This is a genomic window from Bifidobacterium sp. wkB338 (genome assembly GCF_003688325.1).
GTDB lineage: Bacteria > Actinomycetota > Actinomycetes > Actinomycetales > Bifidobacteriaceae > Bombiscardovia > Bombiscardovia polysaccharolytica.
In genome coordinates this window covers 57939-76523 of record NZ_NPOR01000024.1, presented here as the reverse complement: position 1 = coordinate 76523, position 18585 = coordinate 57939, and the positions used below count along the sequence as shown (strand labels likewise).

The window sequence follows — 18585 nt, the reverse complement described above, 5'->3', positions numbered from 1 at the left end:
GGGGGCTACTCTCAATACAGATACGTTTATCGAAGGAGACAGGGTGAACAACTCATTGGCAACCAGTCCCGTGATGGAGGAGGGGGAGGCCCCTACGCCGACCGATCCCATCTTCAACCGACTGCTCAAGGACAGGATCATCTGGCTGGGGGACGAGGTCAAGGACGCCAACGCCAACGTCATCTGCGCACAGATGCTGATGCTGGCGGCCGAGGATCCCAAGAAGGATATCTGGCTCTATATCAACTCGCCTGGCGGCTCCATTACGGCCGGCATGGCCATCTACGACACCATGCAGCTGATCGAGCCCGACGTGGCTACGGTCGCGGTCGGCATGGCTGCTTCCATGGGCCAGTTCCTGCTTTCTAGCGGGGCCAAGGGCAAGCGCTTCGTCACCTCCCATGCGCGGGTGCTCATGCATCAGCCCTCGGGCGGTGTCGGAGGCACGGCCACTGATGTCAGGATCAACGCCGAGCTGATCATGGACATGAAGCGTACACTCTCCCAGTTGACAGCCGAGCAGACTGGCCACACCCTGGAAGAGATCTACCGGGACAACGAATACGATCACTGGTTCACGGCCCAGCAGGCCCTGGAGTATGGCTTCGTCGACCGGATCGTGACCACCCACGGCACTATGACCGCGGATCAAGGGAAGTGAGCACTCCACATGGCATCTGAAGAAGCGCAATTCGTAGCACGGGCCCGTCGACTGGCAGGCCCTCGCGGCCTGGCCGCTGTGCCCACCGACCGCTATGTGCTGCCGCAGTTCGAGGAGCGCACCCCATACGGCTACAAGCGCCAGGACCCCTACACCAGGCTCTTCGACGACAGGATCATCTTCATGGGCGTCCAGGTGGATGACACTTCATCGGACGACATTATGGCCCAGCTCCTGGTTCTGGAGAGCCAGGATCCCAATCGCGACGTGATCATCTACATCAACTCGCCGGGGGGATCCATGACGGCCATGACCGCCATCTATGACACAATGCAGTACATCAAGCCCGATGTACAGACTGTCTGCCTGGGCCAGGCTGCTTCGGCCGCTGCAGTTCTCCTGGCGGCAGGCACCAAGGGCAAGCGCTTGATCCTGCCCAACGCCCGTGTGCTGATTCATCAGCCGGCCATGGAGCAGGACTTCGGCAAGGCCACCGAGATCGAGATCCAGGCCAAGGAGATGCTGCGCATGCGCACCTGGCTGGAGGAGACCCTGGCCAAGCACACCGGTCAGGATGTGGAAAAGATCCGCAAGGACATCGAGGTGGACACCATTCTGACCGCCCAGCAGGCCAAGGACTACGGGATGGTGGACGAGGTCCTGGAGCACCGCAATTAGCACCGGTGACTGCGCGTATGATTGATCGTCCGGATGGCGGCGGGCCCCTAGGGCCTACGGCCTCCGGATGTTTTTGGCATCATGGACGATGCCAGTCAAATTTGATTTCGCCGATCCTTGCGGATTCTCCGGGAAGGGAGAGCCATGGGCCGTGTGGTCAGCTACAATGACGGACTGAATCGCTGCGAGTTCTGCGGCAAGGATGAGCACCAGGTGCGCCGCCTGGTCAAAGGTCCTTCCTGCGCCATCTGCGACGAATGCATACGTCTATGCGCTCAGATCATTCAGGAGGACATGGCCAAGGACGCTGCCGACCAGCGGGTGACCCTGCCTGCACCCTCAAAGATATTCGCCTATCTGAACCGGTATGTCATCGGTCAGGAGGCCGCCAAGCGCACGCTGTCGGTGGCGGTGTACAACCACTACAAGCGCGTCAACATGGACCTGGGCGACCGTGGGCGTGCTGCAGACACTGCGTTTGAACGCAAAGGTGCGGTCCCACGCGTCCAGGTGGACAAGTCCAACATCCTGCTTATGGGCCCCACCGGCGTGGGCAAGACCTACCTGGCGCGGACACTGGCCACCATCATGAACGTTCCCTTCGTCATTGTGGATGCCACCAGCCTGACCGAGGCGGGGTATGTAGGCGAGGACGTGGAATCAGTCCTGCAGGGGCTGCTCCAGGCTGCCGACGGCAACATGGACCTGGCCCAGCGGGGGATTATCTACATTGATGAGATCGACAAGATCGCCAGAAAATCGGGGGAGAACACCTCCATCACACGAGACGTGTCCGGCGAGGGAGTCCAGCAGGCATTGCTCAAGATTATCGAGGGCACCCAGGCCCGCGTGCCGGTACAGGGTTCGCGGCGGCACGGGGATGTCCGCACGGTCGTCATGGACACGGCCAACATCCTCTTCATCTGTGGCGGCGCTTTCGTCGGCCTTGAGGAGATCGTCCGCCGGCGGCTGGGCCTGCGGGAGAGCGGATTCTCGGCTACTCAGGGGACTGACAGAGTGCCCGACGACCGGGTCATGAGCCAGGTCAGGGCCGAGGATCTGGAACAGTTTGGCCTACTTCCCGAGTTTGTGGGGCGGCTGCCGGTCATCTCCACCTTGGAGCCGCTGGGTGCCGATGAGCTGCGGAGGGTGCTGACCGAACCGGACAATGCCCTGGTCGACCAGTACCGGCGCATGTTCCTAGATGACGGGGCTGATCTGGTCTTCACGGATGCCGCCCTGGATCGGGTTGCGGCCGTCGCTCTGGAGCGCAAGGTCGGCGCCCGAGGGTTGCGGGGAATCATCGAGCACACCCTTGAGGCGACCATGTTCGAGCTGCCGGACAGGACGGATGTCTCCCGTGTTGTGGTGGATGCTGACGCAGTCGACGGGACAGGATCGCCCCGGTATGAGACCGGGCAGGGCATGACCGCAGTTGTTGGTCGTCGTTTGGCCTGACCCCGCCACGATGAGCGCCGCTGTTGGCCGGGCCCGATAGGATGATCATTGATGCCGGAAGGGAGGCCCCATGGGTGCTCGTAGCGCTGTCGTGGTTACGCACAGCCGGGTCCGGGCAAGCGGCCACCTGGTGGATGAGGTCGAGGAGCAGCTGCGCCGGGATGGATTTCGCGTCTCGATTGTCGACAATATTGCCGCCCCGGAATTCGGCAGCCCCAGCCAGAAGGTGGCCGACGACACCGAGATAGTCATCGTTCTGGGTGGCGATGGGACCATTCTGCGTGCTGCAGAGCTGGTCAAGGGCACCCAGGTGCCCATCCTGGGGGTCAACCTGGGTCATGTTGGATTCCTGGCGGAGTTCGAGAGCTTTCAGATAGGGGAGGCCATTCGCAGGGTGGCCGATCATGACTACTCCATCGACGAGCGCATGGTGGCCCATGTGGACCTGTGGATACCCGGGGCCGATCGACCACTGAGCGACTGGGCCCTCAACGACATGACCCTGGAACGATATGATCGGGGCAAGATGATCGAGGTATCGGTCCGAGTGGACGATGTGGAAATGAGCTCCTTCGGCTGCGACGGCATGATTGTGGCCACCCCGACCGGATCGACGGCCTATGCCTTTTCGGTGGGCGGGCCCATCGTCTGGCCGGATGCGCAGTCGCTGCAGATGGTGCCCATTGCTGCCCATGCCCTTTTTGCCCGATCCCTGATCATCGGTCCAAAGTCGCAATTCACCCTGGATATCCTGAGTGATTCCCAGTCGGCCGGTTGGATTTGCAATGACGGGCGCCGTCAGCGGCCAGTGCCCAAGCGCTCCCGCATCGTGGTGCGGCAGTCCCATGACATCCTGCGGCTGGCCAGGCTGTCGGGGGTGCCCTTCACCAGACGGCTGGTCTCCAAGTTCGACCTGCCGGTGGTCGGCTGGAGGGAGCAGCACCGTCCTTCGGCGGCTGCGAATGGACAGGACCAGGGGGAGTCGCAGGAGTCGAACAAGGAGCACTGATGCTGGAAGAGCTGGAAGTACGAGACCTGGGTCCCATCCATCATGCCCTCCTGCGACCTGCTGCTGGCATGACGGCCATCACCGGGGAGACCGGGGCTGGCAAGTCCATGCTGCTCAACGCCATCAGGCTGATCTCGGGATCCGCTGCCCGACCGCAACTGGTGTCGCCTGGAGCACGCGAGTCGTGGGTCCAGGGGATTTTCGATGCTGGAGCGGCAGGAGACGAGAATCCAGTGATTGCTGCCGTAACCGAGGCTGGCCTGCCCTTGGAGGATGAGGGGCAGATCTTCCTGGCTCGAACCATGCCGGTCAAGGGGCGTTCCCGTGCTGCTCTGAACGGCAGGACGGCCCCTCGTGGCCTGTTGGAGGAGGTGGCTGGGATGATGGTCACTGTCCATGGTCAGGCGGATCAGATGCGTATGGCCAGTCCGGCCCGGCAGCGCGAATTTTTGGATGCCTATGCGGGCGACGGCCCGCAGCTGGAGGCTTTTTCCAAGGCCTTCAGGCAGTACCGACAGGCTCAGGACCATCTGGAGGAGCTGCGTAACCAGCAGTCCGGCGCTATGTCCCAAGCTGATTATCTTCGTGAATCCATTGCCCGGATTGACCGCGTTGACCCTCATTCCGGCGAGGATCGTGAACTCAAGGCCCAGCGGGACCGGATTGAGCATGCTGCCCAGATCAGTCAGGGAGTCATGTCTGCGCTGTCCGCCTTGGACTCCGGCCAAATCGACCCTGATGCTGACGCACCATCGGCCACGGCACTGGTCGAACGTGCCATTGCCGCTTTGGAAGGCATCGGTGTGGAGGGGGTCTTTCAGGAGTCGGCCCAGCGGCTGCGGTCGCTGAATGCTGATCTGTCTGATCTGGTCTTCACCCTGAGTAGCCAATTGGATGACGAAGGCCAGGAGGGCGATCTGGACAAGATCAACGCCCGCATCCACGATCTGGATGAGCTGACCCGACGCTGGGGACCGGATATCGACGACGTTCTGGCCTGGCGCAAGAAGGCTGCGTTTGAGCTTGAAGACATGGATGCCTCACCCGAGAAGCTGGAGGAGCTCCAAGGACAGGTTGAGCAGCTTCACGGAAGCGCCTTGAAAGCGGCACGGACTCTGTCTGCGTCTCGAGCCAAGGCTGCACGAAGACTGAGCGATCTTGTTGACGGCGAATTGCACTCTCTGGCCATGTCGGGCGCCGGGCTGGAGATCCGCGTCAGGCCACGCCAGGACCAGGAGATGGACGGGCATGGTCTGGACCAGATCGACTTCCTCTTCAGGCCATATCCAGGTTCGGACCTTCTGCCCATGGGTAAGAGCGCCTCGGGCGGCGAACTCAGCCGACTCATGCTGGCCTTGGAACTGGTGGCCGCCGAAGGCCATACCTCATCGGGATCTGACGGGCCTGGCCATGGGCATACTGGTCTCGATTCCCAGGTTGGCGGCCCGACGATGACCTTCATCTTCGACGAGGTGGATGCCGGAGTTGGCGGTCGGGCTGCCGTGGAGCTTGGTCATCGTCTGGCCCGATTGGCTGTCACCGCCCAGGTGATTGTGGTCACCCACCTGCCGCAGGTGGCTTCCTGGGCCGACCGACAGTTCGTCGTGGCCAAAGGACGTGAAGGTGGCGATGCTGTAGAGACCCTGGTCCGCCAGGTAGAGGGCGAAGACAGAGAGCGGGAGATCGCCCGGATGCTGGCTGGCAGCGAGTCTACGACCTCCCTGAAGCACGCTCGGGAGCTTCTGACCTCCAGCAGGCTCCAGGCCCGATAGGTCTGGTTGCCGTCTACGCTTTGTCGTGCCAACGTTCGTCAATTTAGTGACTTTGACAAGTCTTGGCGACATCGCTGCCTTTTGCGGCCTTGCCACTGCATGCTCGACATCTGTCATTCCGTTGCTTTTCATTTTGATGCTTTGACTGTACTCATTCGGCTGTTGGTGGCCGTGCGGTACGATCATGTTGGATTTTTCGCTGAGTACACCGTGTCCGTCCTTGGCTTGAGTAATGTGGCGGCGACCCGATTCTGATGGCCGTTTGCCTTTACCCGTGATTGGCCAGCAGATCAGCACTACAGACCGTTTCTATCGAATCTTGAATCACGTAGACAGAAGATCAGCGACAGGCTTGTCTTCATGGCCAAACTGTTATAGTGTATACATGAACACCAGCACAGCTCAGCCAGGGTCGTGCCGACAATCAACGAAAGGGGCTTGGATGAAGCTGATCATCTCATCCCTGTCCGGACAGCCGATTTATCGGCAGATCGAGGACCAGATACGTTCGGCCATCCTGACCGGAGATCTGAAAGCGGGGGAGGGACTACCTTCCCTGCGACATCTCTCGCAGGAGCTCAGGGTGTCCGTGCTGACCGTGACCCGCGCTTATACCGAACTCGCTCAAGAGGGTTTGGTGGAGAACATCCAAGGCAAGGGGACCTTCGTGGCCGACAGTGGCGACCAGGTCATGCGGCAGCATCTGGAGGACCGCGTGCAGTCCCTGATGGGGGAGGCGGTCGATGCAGCTCGTCGGGCCGGCATGGAGCCGGACCGGATTCGCGGCCTGCTTGACGGCCTGCTTGGCGACAAGGGTTCTGCATCCGCGTCCGAAGAAGGGAAGGAATAGCAGTATGCGTGCATCACCGCCGATGACGACTTCTGGTGAAGAGGTCGACTATGCCCTGCGCGTCAGTGACTTGGGAAAAAACTACGTTAAGGCTGACGGCACGGGTTTCCGCCTGCACCAGGTCACCATTGATCTGCCCATGGGCTACATCATGGGATTGATAGGCCCCAACGGTGCAGGTAAATCCACCCTGATCCGGCTCTTGCTGAATATGACTCGCCGAGACAGCGGAGAAACCAGCATTCTGGGCCGTGATCCCTTGAGTCAGGAGGAGGAGGTCAAAGCAGACCTGGGTGTGGTCTTCGATTCCATTTATTTCCTTGAGGCATGGAAGGTCAAGGCCATCGAGCCAGTGATGGCACCCATGTATCCCTCTTGGAACAGTGATCGCTATCAGGACTATCTGCGTCGGTTCGGTCTGCAAGAAAACCGCAGAATCGGCAAGCTCTCCCGTGGAATGCAGATGAAACTGATGCTGGCCGTCGCCCTCAGCCACGATGCAAGACTCTTGATTCTGGATGAGCCCACAAGTGGTCTGGATGTCCTGGCCAGGGACGAGCTCATGGATATTCTGCTGGACTACATCGGCGACGGTCGTCACTCGGTGCTTTTCTCCACTCACATTACCGCGGATCTTGAACGCGTGGCTGACTTCGTTACCTATATCAACCGGGGGTCTGTCTTCTACACCGGCCCTAAGGACGAGTTGATGGAGGCTTTCCAGGTTGTGAGAGGAGGGCCGGACGATCTGGTTAGAGCGCAAATGCCGCATCTAATGGGCTTGCAGCGTTCCGCCACCGGTTTCGAGGCTTTGGTCCCTACTGAACACTTGAAGGATTTTCTGGCATCTGCTTCTCCTGCCGCCGTGGAGCCTTCAGGGGACCGCTACCTGGTGGAGCAGGCCGACTTTGACAACATCATCAGACTGACCGCGGGCTCACTTGCCGCGACTGACAAGAATAAGGAGGTGGAAGGATGAAGGCGATAGCCAAACAGATCAGGCTGGACATGCAACGTTTCTCAGGAACAGGGAGACCTTGGGTTGGTGTGCTGATTTTCATGTCCGTGCCCTGCATCGGAATCCTGCTGAACCTAGTCATGGCCCTGACAGGCAATGATGGGGAAGATGCAAGGACTGCGTTGACGGGGGCAGTAGCCGGCATGGGAATCGGACTGATTGTAGGCCAAGTATTTGGTTTGTTCGCCGATTTCAACAATACGGCAGTTCGGTTGAACGGTCTGCTGCCCATAACACGTGATCACCAGGTATTTGGACGCTATGTTGCTGTAAGTCTGCTGGTCCTAGCTCAGTCTTGCGGCTATGCAATATTCTTCTTCTACGCTACTGATTCATTTTTGCATGGTCAGGACCATTGGCGCGACACTGTCTTGTTTACTCTGGGGTTGTTCCTGTTGGAGTCTTTGCTCTTTGCAGTAGCTACACCCTTGTTTTATTGGCTGGAACCAGTTAAAGCAATGATAGTCTTCCTGGCGCTTCTTGGTTTGGTACCAATCATGGCCCTTATCGGCAGTTTGCTGCCCTTGGACTGGGGGACCTTCTGGAATTCAATCATGCGATTTTTGACATCCGGCCTGTGGCAGCCAGTGCTCCTCGGGCTGGCCTTGATTCTGGCGGTTGATACGGTTTCGATAGTCTTATCTCGCAAGGTCTATGCCAGGAAGGAGATCTGAGCCAATTCGCTCAGGCTTCAGGACTGCATGACCGTGTGGCGGACGTAGTCGGACATGTCCCCTGGATCGATGCAGTCCTGGAAGCGCACAGGTGCGTTTTCCAGGGCGCGCAGAGCCTTGGGGGGCCTGGTATTGGTGGCCTCGGTCAGGATGTCCATGCAGTCGAAATCACTGTCCGGGGTCTCCAGGTCCAGGGATTGGCAGACCACCCGGGGGAACTTGTAGGGGCTGGCTGTGGACAGCAGCACCCGGGGCACTGCAGGATCCCTGTCGGTCTGCCCGGTCATGACCTGGTATCCGCAGGCCGTGTGCGGATCGATCAGGTATCCCCGGTCCTCCCAGCAGTTGCTGATGGCCGACGCCACCTGGTTCTCGTCGGCCCAACCGCAGGAGAAGAGCCTGCGGATTCTGGTCATAACGGCTTCGGGCACCTGGTAGCGTCCCGTGGACTCCAGGTCGGCCATAAGCGAGGCAATCAGTTCGGTGTCGCCGCCGGCCATGTAGTAGAGCATCCGTTCCAGGTTGGAGGAGATCAGAATGTCCATGCTGGGGGAGGTGGTGGTGTAGAAGGGGCGGTTGCGGTCATAGACGCCTGTGGTCAGGAAGTCGTTGAGGACCCGGTTGCGGTCCGAGGCCACGGTCAGGCGGGCCACCGGAAGGCCCATCATCTTGGCATAGTATCCGGCCAGCACATCGCCGAAGTTGCCGGTGGGCACGCAGAACTCGACAGGATCCCCGGGTCTGATCACTCCCCGTTCCATCAGGGAGCCATAGGCCCGGAAGTAGTAGACGACCTGCGGGGCCAGACGGCCCACATTGATGGAGTTGGCCGATGAGAGGACGGTCGAGGCCTTCTCCTCCAGTTCACGAGCCAGGTCGGTGTCGGCGAAGATGGACTTGACTGCGGACTGGGCATCATCGAAATTGCCCCGAACCGCGCAAACCCGCAGGTTGCTGCCCTCCTGGGTGACCATCTGCAGGCGTTGGATCTGACTGACCTTGCCCTGAGGATAGAAGACGGTGATGCCCGTGCCCGGCGCGTCTGCGAACCCGGCCAGCGCTGCCTTGCCTGTGTCTCCGGAGGTGGCTGTAAGCACCATGATTCGCTCATCATCGTCTCCGGCCAGCGCCATCAGTCTTGGCAGAAGCTGCAGGGCCACGTCCTTGAAAGCCGAAGTGGGCCCACGGAAGAGCTCCAGTACGAAGTCGTTACCGCCCAGGTCCACCAGAGGGGTGATTGCCGTATCGGACCACTGTTCTCCGTAGGCTGCGTCCAGGCAGGAGTCCAGCTGAGCGGAAGAGTAATCACTTAGCAGTCTCGAAAGGACCAGTTTGGCTGTGCCCTTGTATTCCAGACCGGCAACCGAGGCAGGTTCGATGGTCTCAGTGTCCAGTTCATCGCTGACATAGAGTCCGCCGTCAGGAGCCAGGCCTCGTCTTATGGCCTGCTTGGACTGCAGTTGCTCCTTGCCGCCTCGGGTGCTGTGGTATGTGCTCATGGTTGCCTGCCCCTCCGCCATGTCGCCGAACAGATCATTACCAGGGCATTCTACCCCGTACAGAAGTCCGAACCATGGCCTTGCTCGGCTCGCGGAGGAAACCGTCTATGGACGCCACGGCCTGCCAGGGGTTGGCATGGCGTACAGTATTGCCCACCAGCCCTGTTTCCGTGGCTGGACCTTATAGACAAAGGAGTGACCCATGGTCGAAGAGAACCCGGTACAGCAATCCTACGATGTCCTGAACTCTTCGATCTCGCAGGTGGATCCGGAGATCGCTGCACTGCTGGATGGAGAGTTGGAGCGCCAACGCGGTGGTCTGGAGATGATCGCCTCAGAGAACTTCGTGCCCAAGGCCGTCTTGCAAGCCCAGGGATCCGTGCTGACCAACAAGTATGCCGAGGGCTATCCAGGCAGACGTTACTACGGCGGATGCGAGTGGGTGGATCAGGTCGAGAACCTTGCCCGGGACCGCGCCAAGGCTCTGTTCGGCGCCGAGTACGCCAATGTCCAGCCTCATTCGGGCGCACAGGCCAACGCCGCCGTCTATCAGGCCCTGATCAAGCCCGGCGACACCGTGCTGGGCCTGGCCCTGGATCATGGCGGCCATCTGACCCACGGTATGAAGATCAACTTCTCCGGACGTTTTTACCATGCCGAATCCTACGGGGTCGATCCGAAGACCTTCCGCATCGAGCCCGAGATCATCCGCCAGCGGGCCCTGGAAACCCATCCAGCCCTGATTATCGGCGGATGGAGCGCCTATCCGCGTATTGAAGACTTCGCAGCCATGAAGGAAATCGCCGACGAAGTGGGAGCCAAGTTCTGGGTGGATATGGCCCACTTCGCGGGTATGGTGGCAGCCGGCCTGCATCCCAGCCCGGTACCTTATGCCGATGTGGTCTCCTCCACGGCCCACAAGACCCTGGGCGGACCCCGCTCCGGGTTTATCCTGGCCCGTCAGGAATATGCCAAGAAGCTCAACTCCTCGGTCTTCCCCGGCAACCAGGGCGGCCCGCTTATGCATGTGATCGCCGCCAAGGCAGTGGCCTTCAAACTGGCCGGCACGCCTGAATTCAAGGAACGCATGGAGCGCACCCTGGAGGGTGCAAAGATTCTGGCTGAACGCCTGATGGCCAAGGATGTGGCCGACAACGGTATCACCGTGCTCACTGGAGGTACGGATGTCCACCTGGTCATGGTGGATTTGCGCAACAGCGAGATGGACGGCCGCCAGGGGGAGGACCTGCTGGCCAAGATCGGCATCACTGTCAACCGCAATACAGTGCCTTTCGATCCTCGCCCGGCCTCTGTGGCTTCCGGTCTGCGCATCGGGACTTCCGCCCTGGCTACTCGCGGATTCGGCCCGGCTCAGTACGAGGAGGTGGCCGACGTGATCGGCACAGCGCTGGCCCAGGGTCCCCAGGCGGATCTGGATGCTCTCAAGGCCCGGGTGGACCGGCTGGTTGAGGCCTTCCCGCTCTATCCTGAGCTGGACCAGACCCACTGATTGGCCCTTGGAGGAGGGAGGTGCAGCAATGCCCTCCCTCCTCCTGTCATCATTGCCCTCACTGAGGGTTACAATCGGTACAGAATATGGGTCTGGCTGACCCGCGAGGGCGAAAGGATCTGACGAACATGAGTGAAAACGAGAACTCCAATCGTCAGGGTGTGTTCGATCGGGTCTGTGCCATGGCCGATGCAGCGGCTGTTGCACAAGCAGGTCTGGCAGGCATGACCGGCCAGGCCAGGAACGCTCTCTTGCTGGCCCTGGCCGATGCACTGATCGACCAGGCCGATCAGATTGCAGCAGTCAACGAGCAGGACTGCACGCAGGCTTTTGAAGAAGGAATGAGCGCCGGTCTGATCGATCGTCTGCGCTTGGACAAGGTTCGTATCGCGGATACCGCCAGCGGCGTGCGCATGGTGGCCGGGCTGACCGATCCCCTGGGCGAGGTGGTTCGCGGCCATGACATGCCCAACGGCATGCGGCTCAATCAGGTGCGGGTTCCCTTGGGCGTGGTGGCCATGATTTATGAGGCCCGACCCAATGTCACCATCGATGTGGTGGCCCTCTGCCTCAAGTCTGGCAATGCGGCCCTTCTGCGAGGGGGTCACGCGGCTGAACGCACCAATCACGCCCTGGTGGAGCTGATAGGCGGGGTACTTCGTGAGCAGGGATTGGATCCGGCGCTGGTAGCTTCCGTAGACAGATACGGTCGCGAGGGGGCCCAGGCTCTGATGAAGGCACGCGGTCATATTGATCTGCTAGTGCCCAGAGGTGGCCGAGGGCTGATCCGCAGCGTAATAGAGCAGGCCACCGTGCCCACCATCGAGACCGGGGCTGGCAATGTCCATATTTATGTGGATCGCTCGGTGGATATGGATCAGGCCATTCCCATCATCGTCAACGCCAAGACCCAGAGGGTGGGCGTCTGCAACGCCGCTGAAAAACTGATCGTCCACAGGGATGTGGCCGCTGAGTTCCTGCCACGTGTGGCCCAGGCGCTGACCCGGGCCCAGGTCGAGCTGCACCTGGACGCTGTCTCCATGGACATCCTGGCCGGGCATGGTCTTCCTGAAGAACTGCTGGTCCGCGCTGAGGAAGCCGACTGGGACCGTGAGTATCTGGATTTGAAAATGGGGGTGCGCGTGGTGGACTCCCTTGACCAGGCCATCGAGCACATCAACCGTCACTCCACCGGCCATACCGAGGCCATCCTGGCCCGGGACTATGAGGCTGTCGAAGAGTTCTCCCGTCGCGTGGATTCAGCTGTGATCATGGTCAACGCCTCAACGCGATTCACCGATGGAGGCATGTTCGGCATGGGTGCCGAGCTGGGCATCTCCACACAGAAGCTGCATGCCCGAGGACCCATGGGTCTGCAGGAGCTGACCACCACCAAGTGGATTGGCTACGGCAGGGGGCAGGTGCGGCCGTGAACGAGAAGATCGAAGAGCTCTTCCAACGCGAGCACGACAATCCACGCATCTGGCTGAGGGTGGCTTCAGAGCGGCTGAGCCTGCTGCGGTACGTCTTTCTGGTCCAAATCGAGGACGGCATCCCGGATGCAGATCAGCGCTCCTGCCTGGAGTACGCCGATGCGGTCCTGATTGGCTGGCCCGACGAACATGCCGATGATGTGTATGACCTGGACCAGGACCAGCTCAACAAGGTCAGGCATGACATCACCGTCATGGAGGAGCGGGTGCCTGTCTTCCGCAAACAGGAGCAGGAGGGACGCATCGCCGATCTGTCTGATTCATTGGTAGCCATCACTGGATGCGTGGCTCAGGTCCGTCGAGCCTACCAGCCAGGCTTTCCCCTGCCCACCTATTCCGAGATCCGCCGTGTGGTTCAGGAAGAGTGGAATGCCGATATGGAGCGGATCGATCCCGACAGGGTCAACCCCAGCGCCGAGCAGATGCGCCAGGAGGCCGAGTCCGAAAACGAGGAGAACGCCTCGGAAGCCAGACAGGAGGGCGAGCAGGCGTGAACCGGATGATGTCTGAACTGTCCAAGGAGGGGGAGTCTGGGCAGGAGCCATCAGATATTGATCGGGCCTGTGGGCCATCCCACCATAACCGTCGACCCCGGGTGGGAATCATGGGCGGCACCTTCGACCCCATCCATAATGGCCACTTGGTGGCTGCCTCGGAGGTGGCCTGGGTCTACGACCTGGATGAGGTCATCTTTGTGCCTACCGGCCGCCCGGCCTTCAAACTGAACAAGACGGTGACCAATGCCGAGGACCGCTATCTGATGACCGTGATCGCCACGGCCTCAAACCCCAAGTTCACGGTCTCCAGGGTGGACATTGAGCGTCCTGGCATCACCTATACTGTGGACACCCTGCGCGACATCAAGCGGATGCGCCCCGACAGCGATCTCTTCTTCATCACCGGGGCGGATGCCGTGGCCGAGATCATGCGTTGGAAGGATGCTAACCGGATGTGGGATCTGGCCAAGTTCGTGGCCGTCTCCCGACCCGGCTACTCCTCCAGCCTGGACAACCTTCAGGTGCCTGCTCAGCGGGTGGATACCTTGGAGATCCCGGCCCTGTCCATCTCGTCCACGGACGTGCGCCGTCGCTCGGCCCGGGGTATGCCGGTCTGGTACCTGGTCCCGGATGGGGTGGTGCAGTATATCAACAAGCACGGGCTCTACCGTTCGGCTTCCTGAGCTTCGTATACCATCGGACTCGCCAACACGAACTGCCCTGCTGTGTCAGCGCGCGCCATTATTATGGAGGCTGTCCGCTTCAGCGAAAACAACGTTTGGAGATATGGTGAGCGCGATACTCAAAGGCAGACCAGGAAAAAATCTCATACTTGTCACAGGCCGGACCCATCCCAGACTCGCGGCGGACGTGGCCGATCAACTCGGCATCGACGTCTTGGAGACGACAGCATACGACTTTGCCAACGGCGAGATGTATGTGCGTTATACGGAGTCGGTGCGTGGAGCCGATGTCTTCGTCCTGCAGACCCACTCCGACCCGGTCAACAAGTCCATCATGGAACAGCTGATCATGATCGACGCCCTCAAGAGGGCCTCTGCGCGGTCAATCACTGCAGTCTGCCCGCTCCTGGGTTACTCCCGTCAGGACAAGAAGCATCTGGGCCGCGAGCCCATCTCCTGCCGACTCATGTTCGACCTGCTCAAAGCGGCCGGCGCGGACCGAATCATGTCGGTCGACCTGCACGCCGCCCAGTCCCAGGGCTTCTTCGATGGGCCCGTGGATCACCTGATCGCCATGCCTGTGTTGGTGGACTATGTGCGCGACCGGATGGATCTGTCCAAGGTGGCCGTGGTCTCTCCCGATGCGGGCCGCATCCGGGTAGCCGAGCAGTGGGCCCAGCGTCTGGGAGGTGTGCCACTGGCCTTCATCCACAAGACCCGTGACATCACCCAGCCCAACAAGGCTGTGGCTCACCGGGTAGTGGGCGACGTGCGCGGCCTGGACTGCGTGCTGGTGGACGACCTGATCGACACTGGTGGCACCATTGCCGAGGCCTGCAACGTGCTGGATGAGGCTGGGGCCAACTCCATCACCATCGTGGCCACCCATGGCGTCATGTCCGGACCTGCCGTGGAACGGCTCAAGTCCTGCCAGGCCAAGGAGGTCATTCTGACTGACACGGTCCCCATTCCCCAGGAGAAGCGCTGGGACGGGCTGACCGTCCTGTCCATCGCGCCCCTGCTGGCCTCGGCCATCAAGGCCGTCTTCGAGGACGGCTCGGTAGCCCGCCTCTTCGACACTTATCCAGCCCATCACGGCCAGGGCTTCCTCTTCGCTTAAAGCCTTGCCTGCCTGGCATGGCGTGGCGTAATCGTCCGGCTGTGGCATAATGAACCTGGCGGGGCCTGAAGGGCTCCGTCTTTCCCCCATGGTGTAAAGGCAGCACACGGGTCTTTGGAACCCTTAGTCTTGGTTCGAATCCAGGTGGGGGAGCTTACGCTCGCCGATTCCGGTCGGAGACGGCCTCCTTGGGGTCGGTGACCAACCGAAAGGAACTGTCTTGGCAGTCAAGAAGATCGAAACCTGGCTCACCGACATGGACGGCGTGCTGGTGCACGAGAACACGGCCCTGCCCGGCGCTGCCGAATTCATCGACACCCTCAAGCGCAATAACCGCCAGTATCTGGTGCTGACCAACAATCCCATCTACACCCCTCGCGACCTTTCGGCCCGCCTTGGTCGTTCGGGTATCGATGTGCCTGAAGACCGGATCTGGACCTCAGCCTTGGCTACAGCCGACTTCGTGTCTCGGACTATGCCGCGGGGATCGGCCTATGTGATTGGTGAGGCCGGGCTGACCACAGCCTTGCACGAGGCCGGGTTCATTCTTTCCGATATCAACCCGGACTATGTGATTCTGGGCGAGACCCGAACCTACTCCTTTGAGTCCATCACCACAGCTATCCGCTTGATTCTGGGCGGGGCCCGTTTCATCTGCACCAACCCGGACGCCACAGGCCCCAGCGAGAACGGTGTCCTGCCTGCGGCGGGAGCCGTCGCAGCTCTGGTGACCAAGGCCACCAACCGGGAGCCCTACTTTGTGGGCAAGCCCAATCCCATTATGTTCCGCACGGCTCTAAACAGGGTGGGTGGCCACTCCGAGACCACGGCCATGATTGGCGACCGTATGGATACTGATGTGGTGGCCGGAGTTGAGGCTGGCCTGAACACCTTCCTGGTGCTGACAGGCATCACTACACGATCTGAGGTGGAAACCTTCCCCTACCGCCCTGACCAGGTGGTGGACTCCATTCAGGATCTGATCGACATCGCCGAGAGCGGGGTGGTGGAGTTTTGAGCGGCGGGCAGACGCTGACCGCTGGCATCATTCTGGCTGCAGGCGAGGGCACTCGTATGCGCTCGGCCCATCCCAAGGTTCTGCACACCCTGGCCGGCAAGACTTTCTTGCAGCGGGTCATGACTTCGGTGACTGCTCTGAATCCCGAGCTGACGGCTGTGGTAGTTCATCATCAGGCCGACCTGGTGGCGCAGGCTGCACGCTCTTACGATTCGCAGGTGCGCATCGTGCGTCAGGACAGCCGACCGGGTACGGGACGCGCGGTCCAGTGCGCCGTGGATCAGCTGGATGGAGAACTTCGACACGACGGTCAGGTGCTGATCGTCGCCTCCGACATGCCCCTGTTGGACGCAGACACGTTGCATCGTCTGCTCGACTATCATGTCAGCTCCGGCGACGGCGCCACCGTGCTGACAGTAAATCTGGACGATCCCACCGGATACGGTCGCATCATTCGTGACCAGGATGGACGGGTTCTGCGCATCGTCGAACAGCGGGATGCCACCGGCACCGAGCTGGCCGTCAAGGAAGTCAACACCTCTGTTTACGTCTTCGAGGCTGACCTGCTCCGACAGGCAGTCCGCGGCCTGGACGACAGCAACGCCCAGGGGGAGTTCTATCTGACCGATGCCTTGGAGACTGCTCGTCGCCTGGGCAGGGTCGGGGCCTTCGCCGCTCCTGATCCGCTCAAGGTTGAAGGGGTCAACGACAGGATTCAGTTGGCCGATCTGGCTAAGGCCCATAACCTGCGGGTCTGCCAGGAGTTCATGCGCCAGGGGGTGACCATCCTGGACCCATCCACCACCTGGATTGAGGACGACGTGGTCATCCAGCGGGATGCCGTCATTCTTCCCGGCTGCTTCCTGCAGGGTCATACCGAGATCGCCTCGGATGCCGTCATCGGCCCATATACCACCCTGATCGATGCGATCGTGGAGCCGCAGGCCAAGGTTGAGCGCTCCCGCGTGCAGGAGACCCGGATTGGAGCCCGGGCCAACATCGGCCCCTGGACCTATCTAAGGGCTGGCAACATCCTTGCCGAGGACACCAAGGCCGGGGCCTTCGTCGAGATGAAGAAGGCCACCATTGACCACGGGACCAAGGTTCCCCATCTTTCCTATGTGGGGGATGCGCACATAGGCCACGACAGCAACGTGGGTGGCGGATCCATCACGGCCAACTACGATGGCGTGCATAAGAACCGGACCGAGATTGGGTCGGAAGTGCACGTGGGCGCAGGGAATCTCTTCGTAGCTCCGGTCCAGGTGGGCGACGGAGTCACGACCGGAGCCGGTTCGGTCATCCGCCATCCGGTGGAAGACGGGGCCATGGTTTATTCCACTAATGACCAGCATCAGGTTCCGGACTGGAAGCCCGCCTGGGAACGGTAACCATGACAGCATCTGCTTCACAACGAGGAAAGGCGTGACAAGTGCCAGCATTGCAGGAATCCATCGACGCGGTCCGGGTGGCCGCTCGGGCTGCCAACGATGTCAAGGCCATGGATATCGTGGCCTTCGACGTCTCCCAACCCATTGCCATCACCGACATCTTCATGGTGGCCACCGGTAGCAACGAACGTCAGGTTCTGGCCATCGCCGAGGAGGTGGAGAAGCAGCTCCATCTGCAAAAGAATCTGGACCCGCGTTCTCGGGAAGGCGTGCAGGAGGCTCAGTGGGTTCTGCTGGACTACGGTGACTTCGTCATCCATATCATGCACAAACAGGCCCGAGCCTACTACGACCTGGAACGGCTCTGGAAGGACTGCCCCCAGGTGGACCTGCAGCTGGAGCATCCCTTCACCCTTGCCGATGATGATCCGGACGGCCAGCTGGCCTCCAAGGCGGATGATCTGAATGAGGATGATCTACGCAGCCGTTTCGCTGATCCTCAGGAAAGCCATGACTGACACAGATACCACCGCCGAAGATAGCCGGCATGTGCGCTCCATGACAGTGGTCCGCCATGGGCAGACCTCATACAATGCAGGGCACAGGATGCAGGGCCAGATTGACATTCCTCTCAACAGCGTAGGCCGCTGGCAGGTGGAGAGGACCGGCGAGGAGCTGCGGGCTGAATATGTGGACGGCGCACCCCAAGACCGTCACCTGCTGGTGGTCTCCTCTGATCTGGACCGGGCTGCTGCCACTGCTCATGCCTTCGCCGATCCATTGGATCAGCCGGTCCATCTTGATCGCGGGCTGCGTGAACGCAGCTTCGGTGAGTGGGAGGGAGCCAGTGCTGAGGAGGTTCGTCAACGCTGGCCCGAGGATTACGAATCCTGGTCCCGGGGCGCCGGGGGAGAGCTGCTCCACGGTGCCGAGACCAAGGCCCAGGTGGGCAAACGAGGCCTGGAAACCCTGAACCGATGGATTCACCGGGCTGGTCCGGACACGGATCTCATGGTCTTCTCCCATGGGTCCTTTATTGCCGAGACCCTTCAGGCCCTGCTGGGCATGGCCAATGCGTATCCCGAATACCTGGGCCTGGTCACCATGCGGAACGCCCACTGGGCGCGATTGATGCCGCGAGACCTGCCAGACGGTGGCCTGCGATGGTCCATGATTGATTACAATCGTGGTCCAGCCATCGCCATGCGGGGTGACTGGGACAATCCCCGGGGGCTGGTCCAGACCGACTGAGGT

18 protein-coding genes and 1 tRNA gene are annotated in these 18585 nt (G+C 60.8%); 18 read left to right on the top strand and 1 reads right to left on the bottom strand.

From position 1 onward, the window contains the following. Positions 1–73: 73 nt before the first annotated feature. The 8 genes from CI603_RS05375 (at position 74) to CI603_RS05340 (ending at position 8120) form a co-directional block, all read left to right on the top strand. Positions 74–661, top strand: coding sequence for an ATP-dependent Clp protease proteolytic subunit (locus tag CI603_RS05375; protein WP_029678947.1), 588 nt, complete (start codon positions 74–76; stop codon positions 659–661). A gap of 9 nt (positions 662–670) precedes the next feature. After that, a complete protein-coding gene (locus CI603_RS05370; protein ID WP_015021704.1) occupies positions 671–1339 on the top strand; it encodes an ATP-dependent Clp protease proteolytic subunit in 669 nt (222 codons plus the stop codon). A 144-nt stretch (positions 1340–1483) separates the two neighbouring features. Then, on the top strand, positions 1484–2797 hold the full coding sequence (gene clpX / locus CI603_RS05365) for an ATP-dependent Clp protease ATP-binding subunit ClpX (RefSeq protein ID WP_121913327.1): 1314 nt from the start codon (positions 1484–1486) through the stop codon (positions 2795–2797). Between the two features lie 70 nt (positions 2798–2867). Further along, the gene (locus CI603_RS05360; protein ID WP_110417065.1) at positions 2868–3806 is read left to right on the top strand and encodes an NAD kinase; all 939 of its coding nucleotides are present in this window, start codon (positions 2868–2870) and stop codon (positions 3804–3806) included. Next, a complete protein-coding gene (locus tag CI603_RS05355; protein WP_121913326.1) occupies positions 3806–5578 on the top strand; it encodes a DNA repair protein RecN in 1773 nt (590 codons plus the stop codon). Before CI603_RS05360 ends, CI603_RS05355 begins: the two co-directional genes overlap by 1 nt. 442 nt (positions 5579–6020) lie before the next feature. Further along, complete coding sequence (locus CI603_RS05350) at positions 6021–6428, top strand: GntR family transcriptional regulator (protein ID WP_121913325.1); 408 nt, start codon at positions 6021–6023, stop codon at positions 6426–6428. 22 nt (positions 6429–6450) lie between these two features. After that, positions 6451–7407, top strand: a complete 957-nt coding sequence (locus tag CI603_RS05345) for an ABC transporter ATP-binding protein (protein ID WP_259465492.1) — start codon at positions 6451–6453, stop codon at positions 7405–7407. Further along, the gene (locus CI603_RS05340; RefSeq protein WP_121913323.1) at positions 7404–8120 is read left to right on the top strand and encodes an ABC-2 transporter permease; all 717 of its coding nucleotides are present in this window, start codon (positions 7404–7406) and stop codon (positions 8118–8120) included. The genes CI603_RS05345 and CI603_RS05340 overlap by 4 nt, the downstream gene beginning before the upstream one ends. 17 nt (positions 8121–8137) lie before the next feature. Here the strand turns inward: CI603_RS05340 and thrC are convergent, their stop codons facing one another. Next, a complete protein-coding gene (gene thrC / locus CI603_RS05335) occupies positions 8138–9619 on the bottom strand; it encodes a threonine synthase (RefSeq protein WP_121913373.1) in 1482 nt (493 codons plus the stop codon). A 202-nt stretch (positions 9620–9821) separates the two neighbouring features. Here thrC and glyA point away from each other — a divergent pair, with 202 nt between their 5' ends. The 10 genes from glyA to CI603_RS05285 all read left to right on the top strand — a co-directional run bounded on the left by glyA (position 9822) and on the right by CI603_RS05285 (position 18582). After that, positions 9822–11129 (top strand): serine hydroxymethyltransferase, encoded by a 1308-nt coding sequence (gene glyA, locus CI603_RS05330; RefSeq protein WP_110417070.1) that lies wholly within the window; start codon positions 9822–9824, stop codon positions 11127–11129. Between the two features lie 119 nt (positions 11130–11248). After that, a complete protein-coding gene (locus CI603_RS05325; RefSeq protein WP_395947973.1) occupies positions 11249–12562 on the top strand; it encodes a glutamate-5-semialdehyde dehydrogenase in 1314 nt (437 codons plus the stop codon). Then, positions 12559–13116: a phosphoribosylglycinamide synthetase gene (locus CI603_RS05320; protein WP_121913321.1), complete on the top strand. Its 558-nt coding sequence runs from the start codon at positions 12559–12561 to the stop codon at positions 13114–13116. The genes CI603_RS05325 and CI603_RS05320 overlap by 4 nt, the downstream gene beginning before the upstream one ends. Before the next feature lie 5 nt (positions 13117–13121). After that, entirely contained in the window at positions 13122–13802 is a 681-nt protein-coding gene (gene nadD, locus CI603_RS05315) for a nicotinate-nucleotide adenylyltransferase (RefSeq protein ID WP_121913372.1), read from the top strand. 103 nt (positions 13803–13905) lie between these two features. Next, positions 13906–14922, top strand: a complete 1017-nt coding sequence (locus CI603_RS05310; RefSeq protein ID WP_029676331.1) for a ribose-phosphate diphosphokinase — start codon at positions 13906–13908, stop codon at positions 14920–14922. An 82-nt stretch (positions 14923–15004) separates the two neighbouring features. Beyond that, positions 15005–15075: transfer RNA gene (locus tag CI603_RS05305), tRNA-Gln, on the top strand. A gap of 67 nt (positions 15076–15142) precedes the next feature. Further along, positions 15143–15940, top strand: coding sequence for an HAD-IIA family hydrolase (locus tag CI603_RS05300; RefSeq protein ID WP_015021717.1), 798 nt, complete (start codon positions 15143–15145; stop codon positions 15938–15940). Positions 15941–15954: 14 nt separating this feature from the next. Then, positions 15955–17331 (top strand): bifunctional UDP-N-acetylglucosamine diphosphorylase/glucosamine-1-phosphate N-acetyltransferase GlmU, encoded by a 1377-nt coding sequence (glmU, locus tag CI603_RS05295; protein WP_255297787.1) that lies wholly within the window; start codon positions 15955–15957, stop codon positions 17329–17331. A gap of 41 nt (positions 17332–17372) precedes the next feature. After that, a complete protein-coding gene (rsfS, locus tag CI603_RS05290; protein ID WP_046322826.1) occupies positions 17373–17849 on the top strand; it encodes a ribosome silencing factor in 477 nt (158 codons plus the stop codon). After that, positions 17842–18582, top strand: coding sequence for a histidine phosphatase family protein (locus CI603_RS05285; RefSeq protein ID WP_183122256.1), 741 nt, complete (start codon positions 17842–17844; stop codon positions 18580–18582). Before rsfS ends, CI603_RS05285 begins: the two co-directional genes overlap by 8 nt. The last annotated feature ends 3 nt before the right edge of the window (positions 18583–18585 follow it).

Excerpts from the sequence above, each read along its gene's own strand:
- CI603_RS05375 (WP_029678947.1), top strand. The coding sequence starts at position 74 with ATGGAGGAGGGGGAGGCCCCTACGCCGACCGATCCCATCTTCAACCGA.
- CI603_RS05370 (WP_015021704.1), top strand. The coding sequence starts at position 671 with ATGGCATCTGAAGAAGCGCAATTCGTAGCACGGGCCCGTCGACTGGCA.
- clpX (WP_121913327.1), top strand. The coding sequence starts at position 1,484 with ATGGGCCGTGTGGTCAGCTACAATGACGGACTGAATCGCTGCGAGTTC.
- CI603_RS05360 (WP_110417065.1), top strand. The coding sequence starts at position 2,868 with ATGGGTGCTCGTAGCGCTGTCGTGGTTACGCACAGCCGGGTCCGGGCA.
- CI603_RS05355 (WP_121913326.1), top strand. The coding sequence starts at position 3,806 with ATGCTGGAAGAGCTGGAAGTACGAGACCTGGGTCCCATCCATCATGCC.
- CI603_RS05350 (WP_121913325.1), top strand. The coding sequence starts at position 6,021 with ATGAAGCTGATCATCTCATCCCTGTCCGGACAGCCGATTTATCGGCAG.
- CI603_RS05345 (WP_259465492.1), top strand. The coding sequence starts at position 6,451 with ATGACGACTTCTGGTGAAGAGGTCGACTATGCCCTGCGCGTCAGTGAC.
- CI603_RS05340 (WP_121913323.1), top strand. The coding sequence starts at position 7,404 with ATGAAGGCGATAGCCAAACAGATCAGGCTGGACATGCAACGTTTCTCA.
- thrC (WP_121913373.1), bottom strand. The coding sequence starts at position 9,619 with ATGAGCACATACCACAGCACCCGAGGCGGCAAGGAGCAACTGCAGTCC.
- glyA (WP_110417070.1), top strand. The coding sequence starts at position 9,822 with ATGGTCGAAGAGAACCCGGTACAGCAATCCTACGATGTCCTGAACTCT.
- nadD (WP_121913372.1), top strand. The coding sequence starts at position 13,122 with ATGATGTCTGAACTGTCCAAGGAGGGGGAGTCTGGGCAGGAGCCATCA.
- CI603_RS05310 (WP_029676331.1), top strand. The coding sequence starts at position 13,906 with ATGGTGAGCGCGATACTCAAAGGCAGACCAGGAAAAAATCTCATACTT.
- CI603_RS05285 (WP_183122256.1), top strand. The coding sequence starts at position 17,842 with ATGACTGACACAGATACCACCGCCGAAGATAGCCGGCATGTGCGCTCC.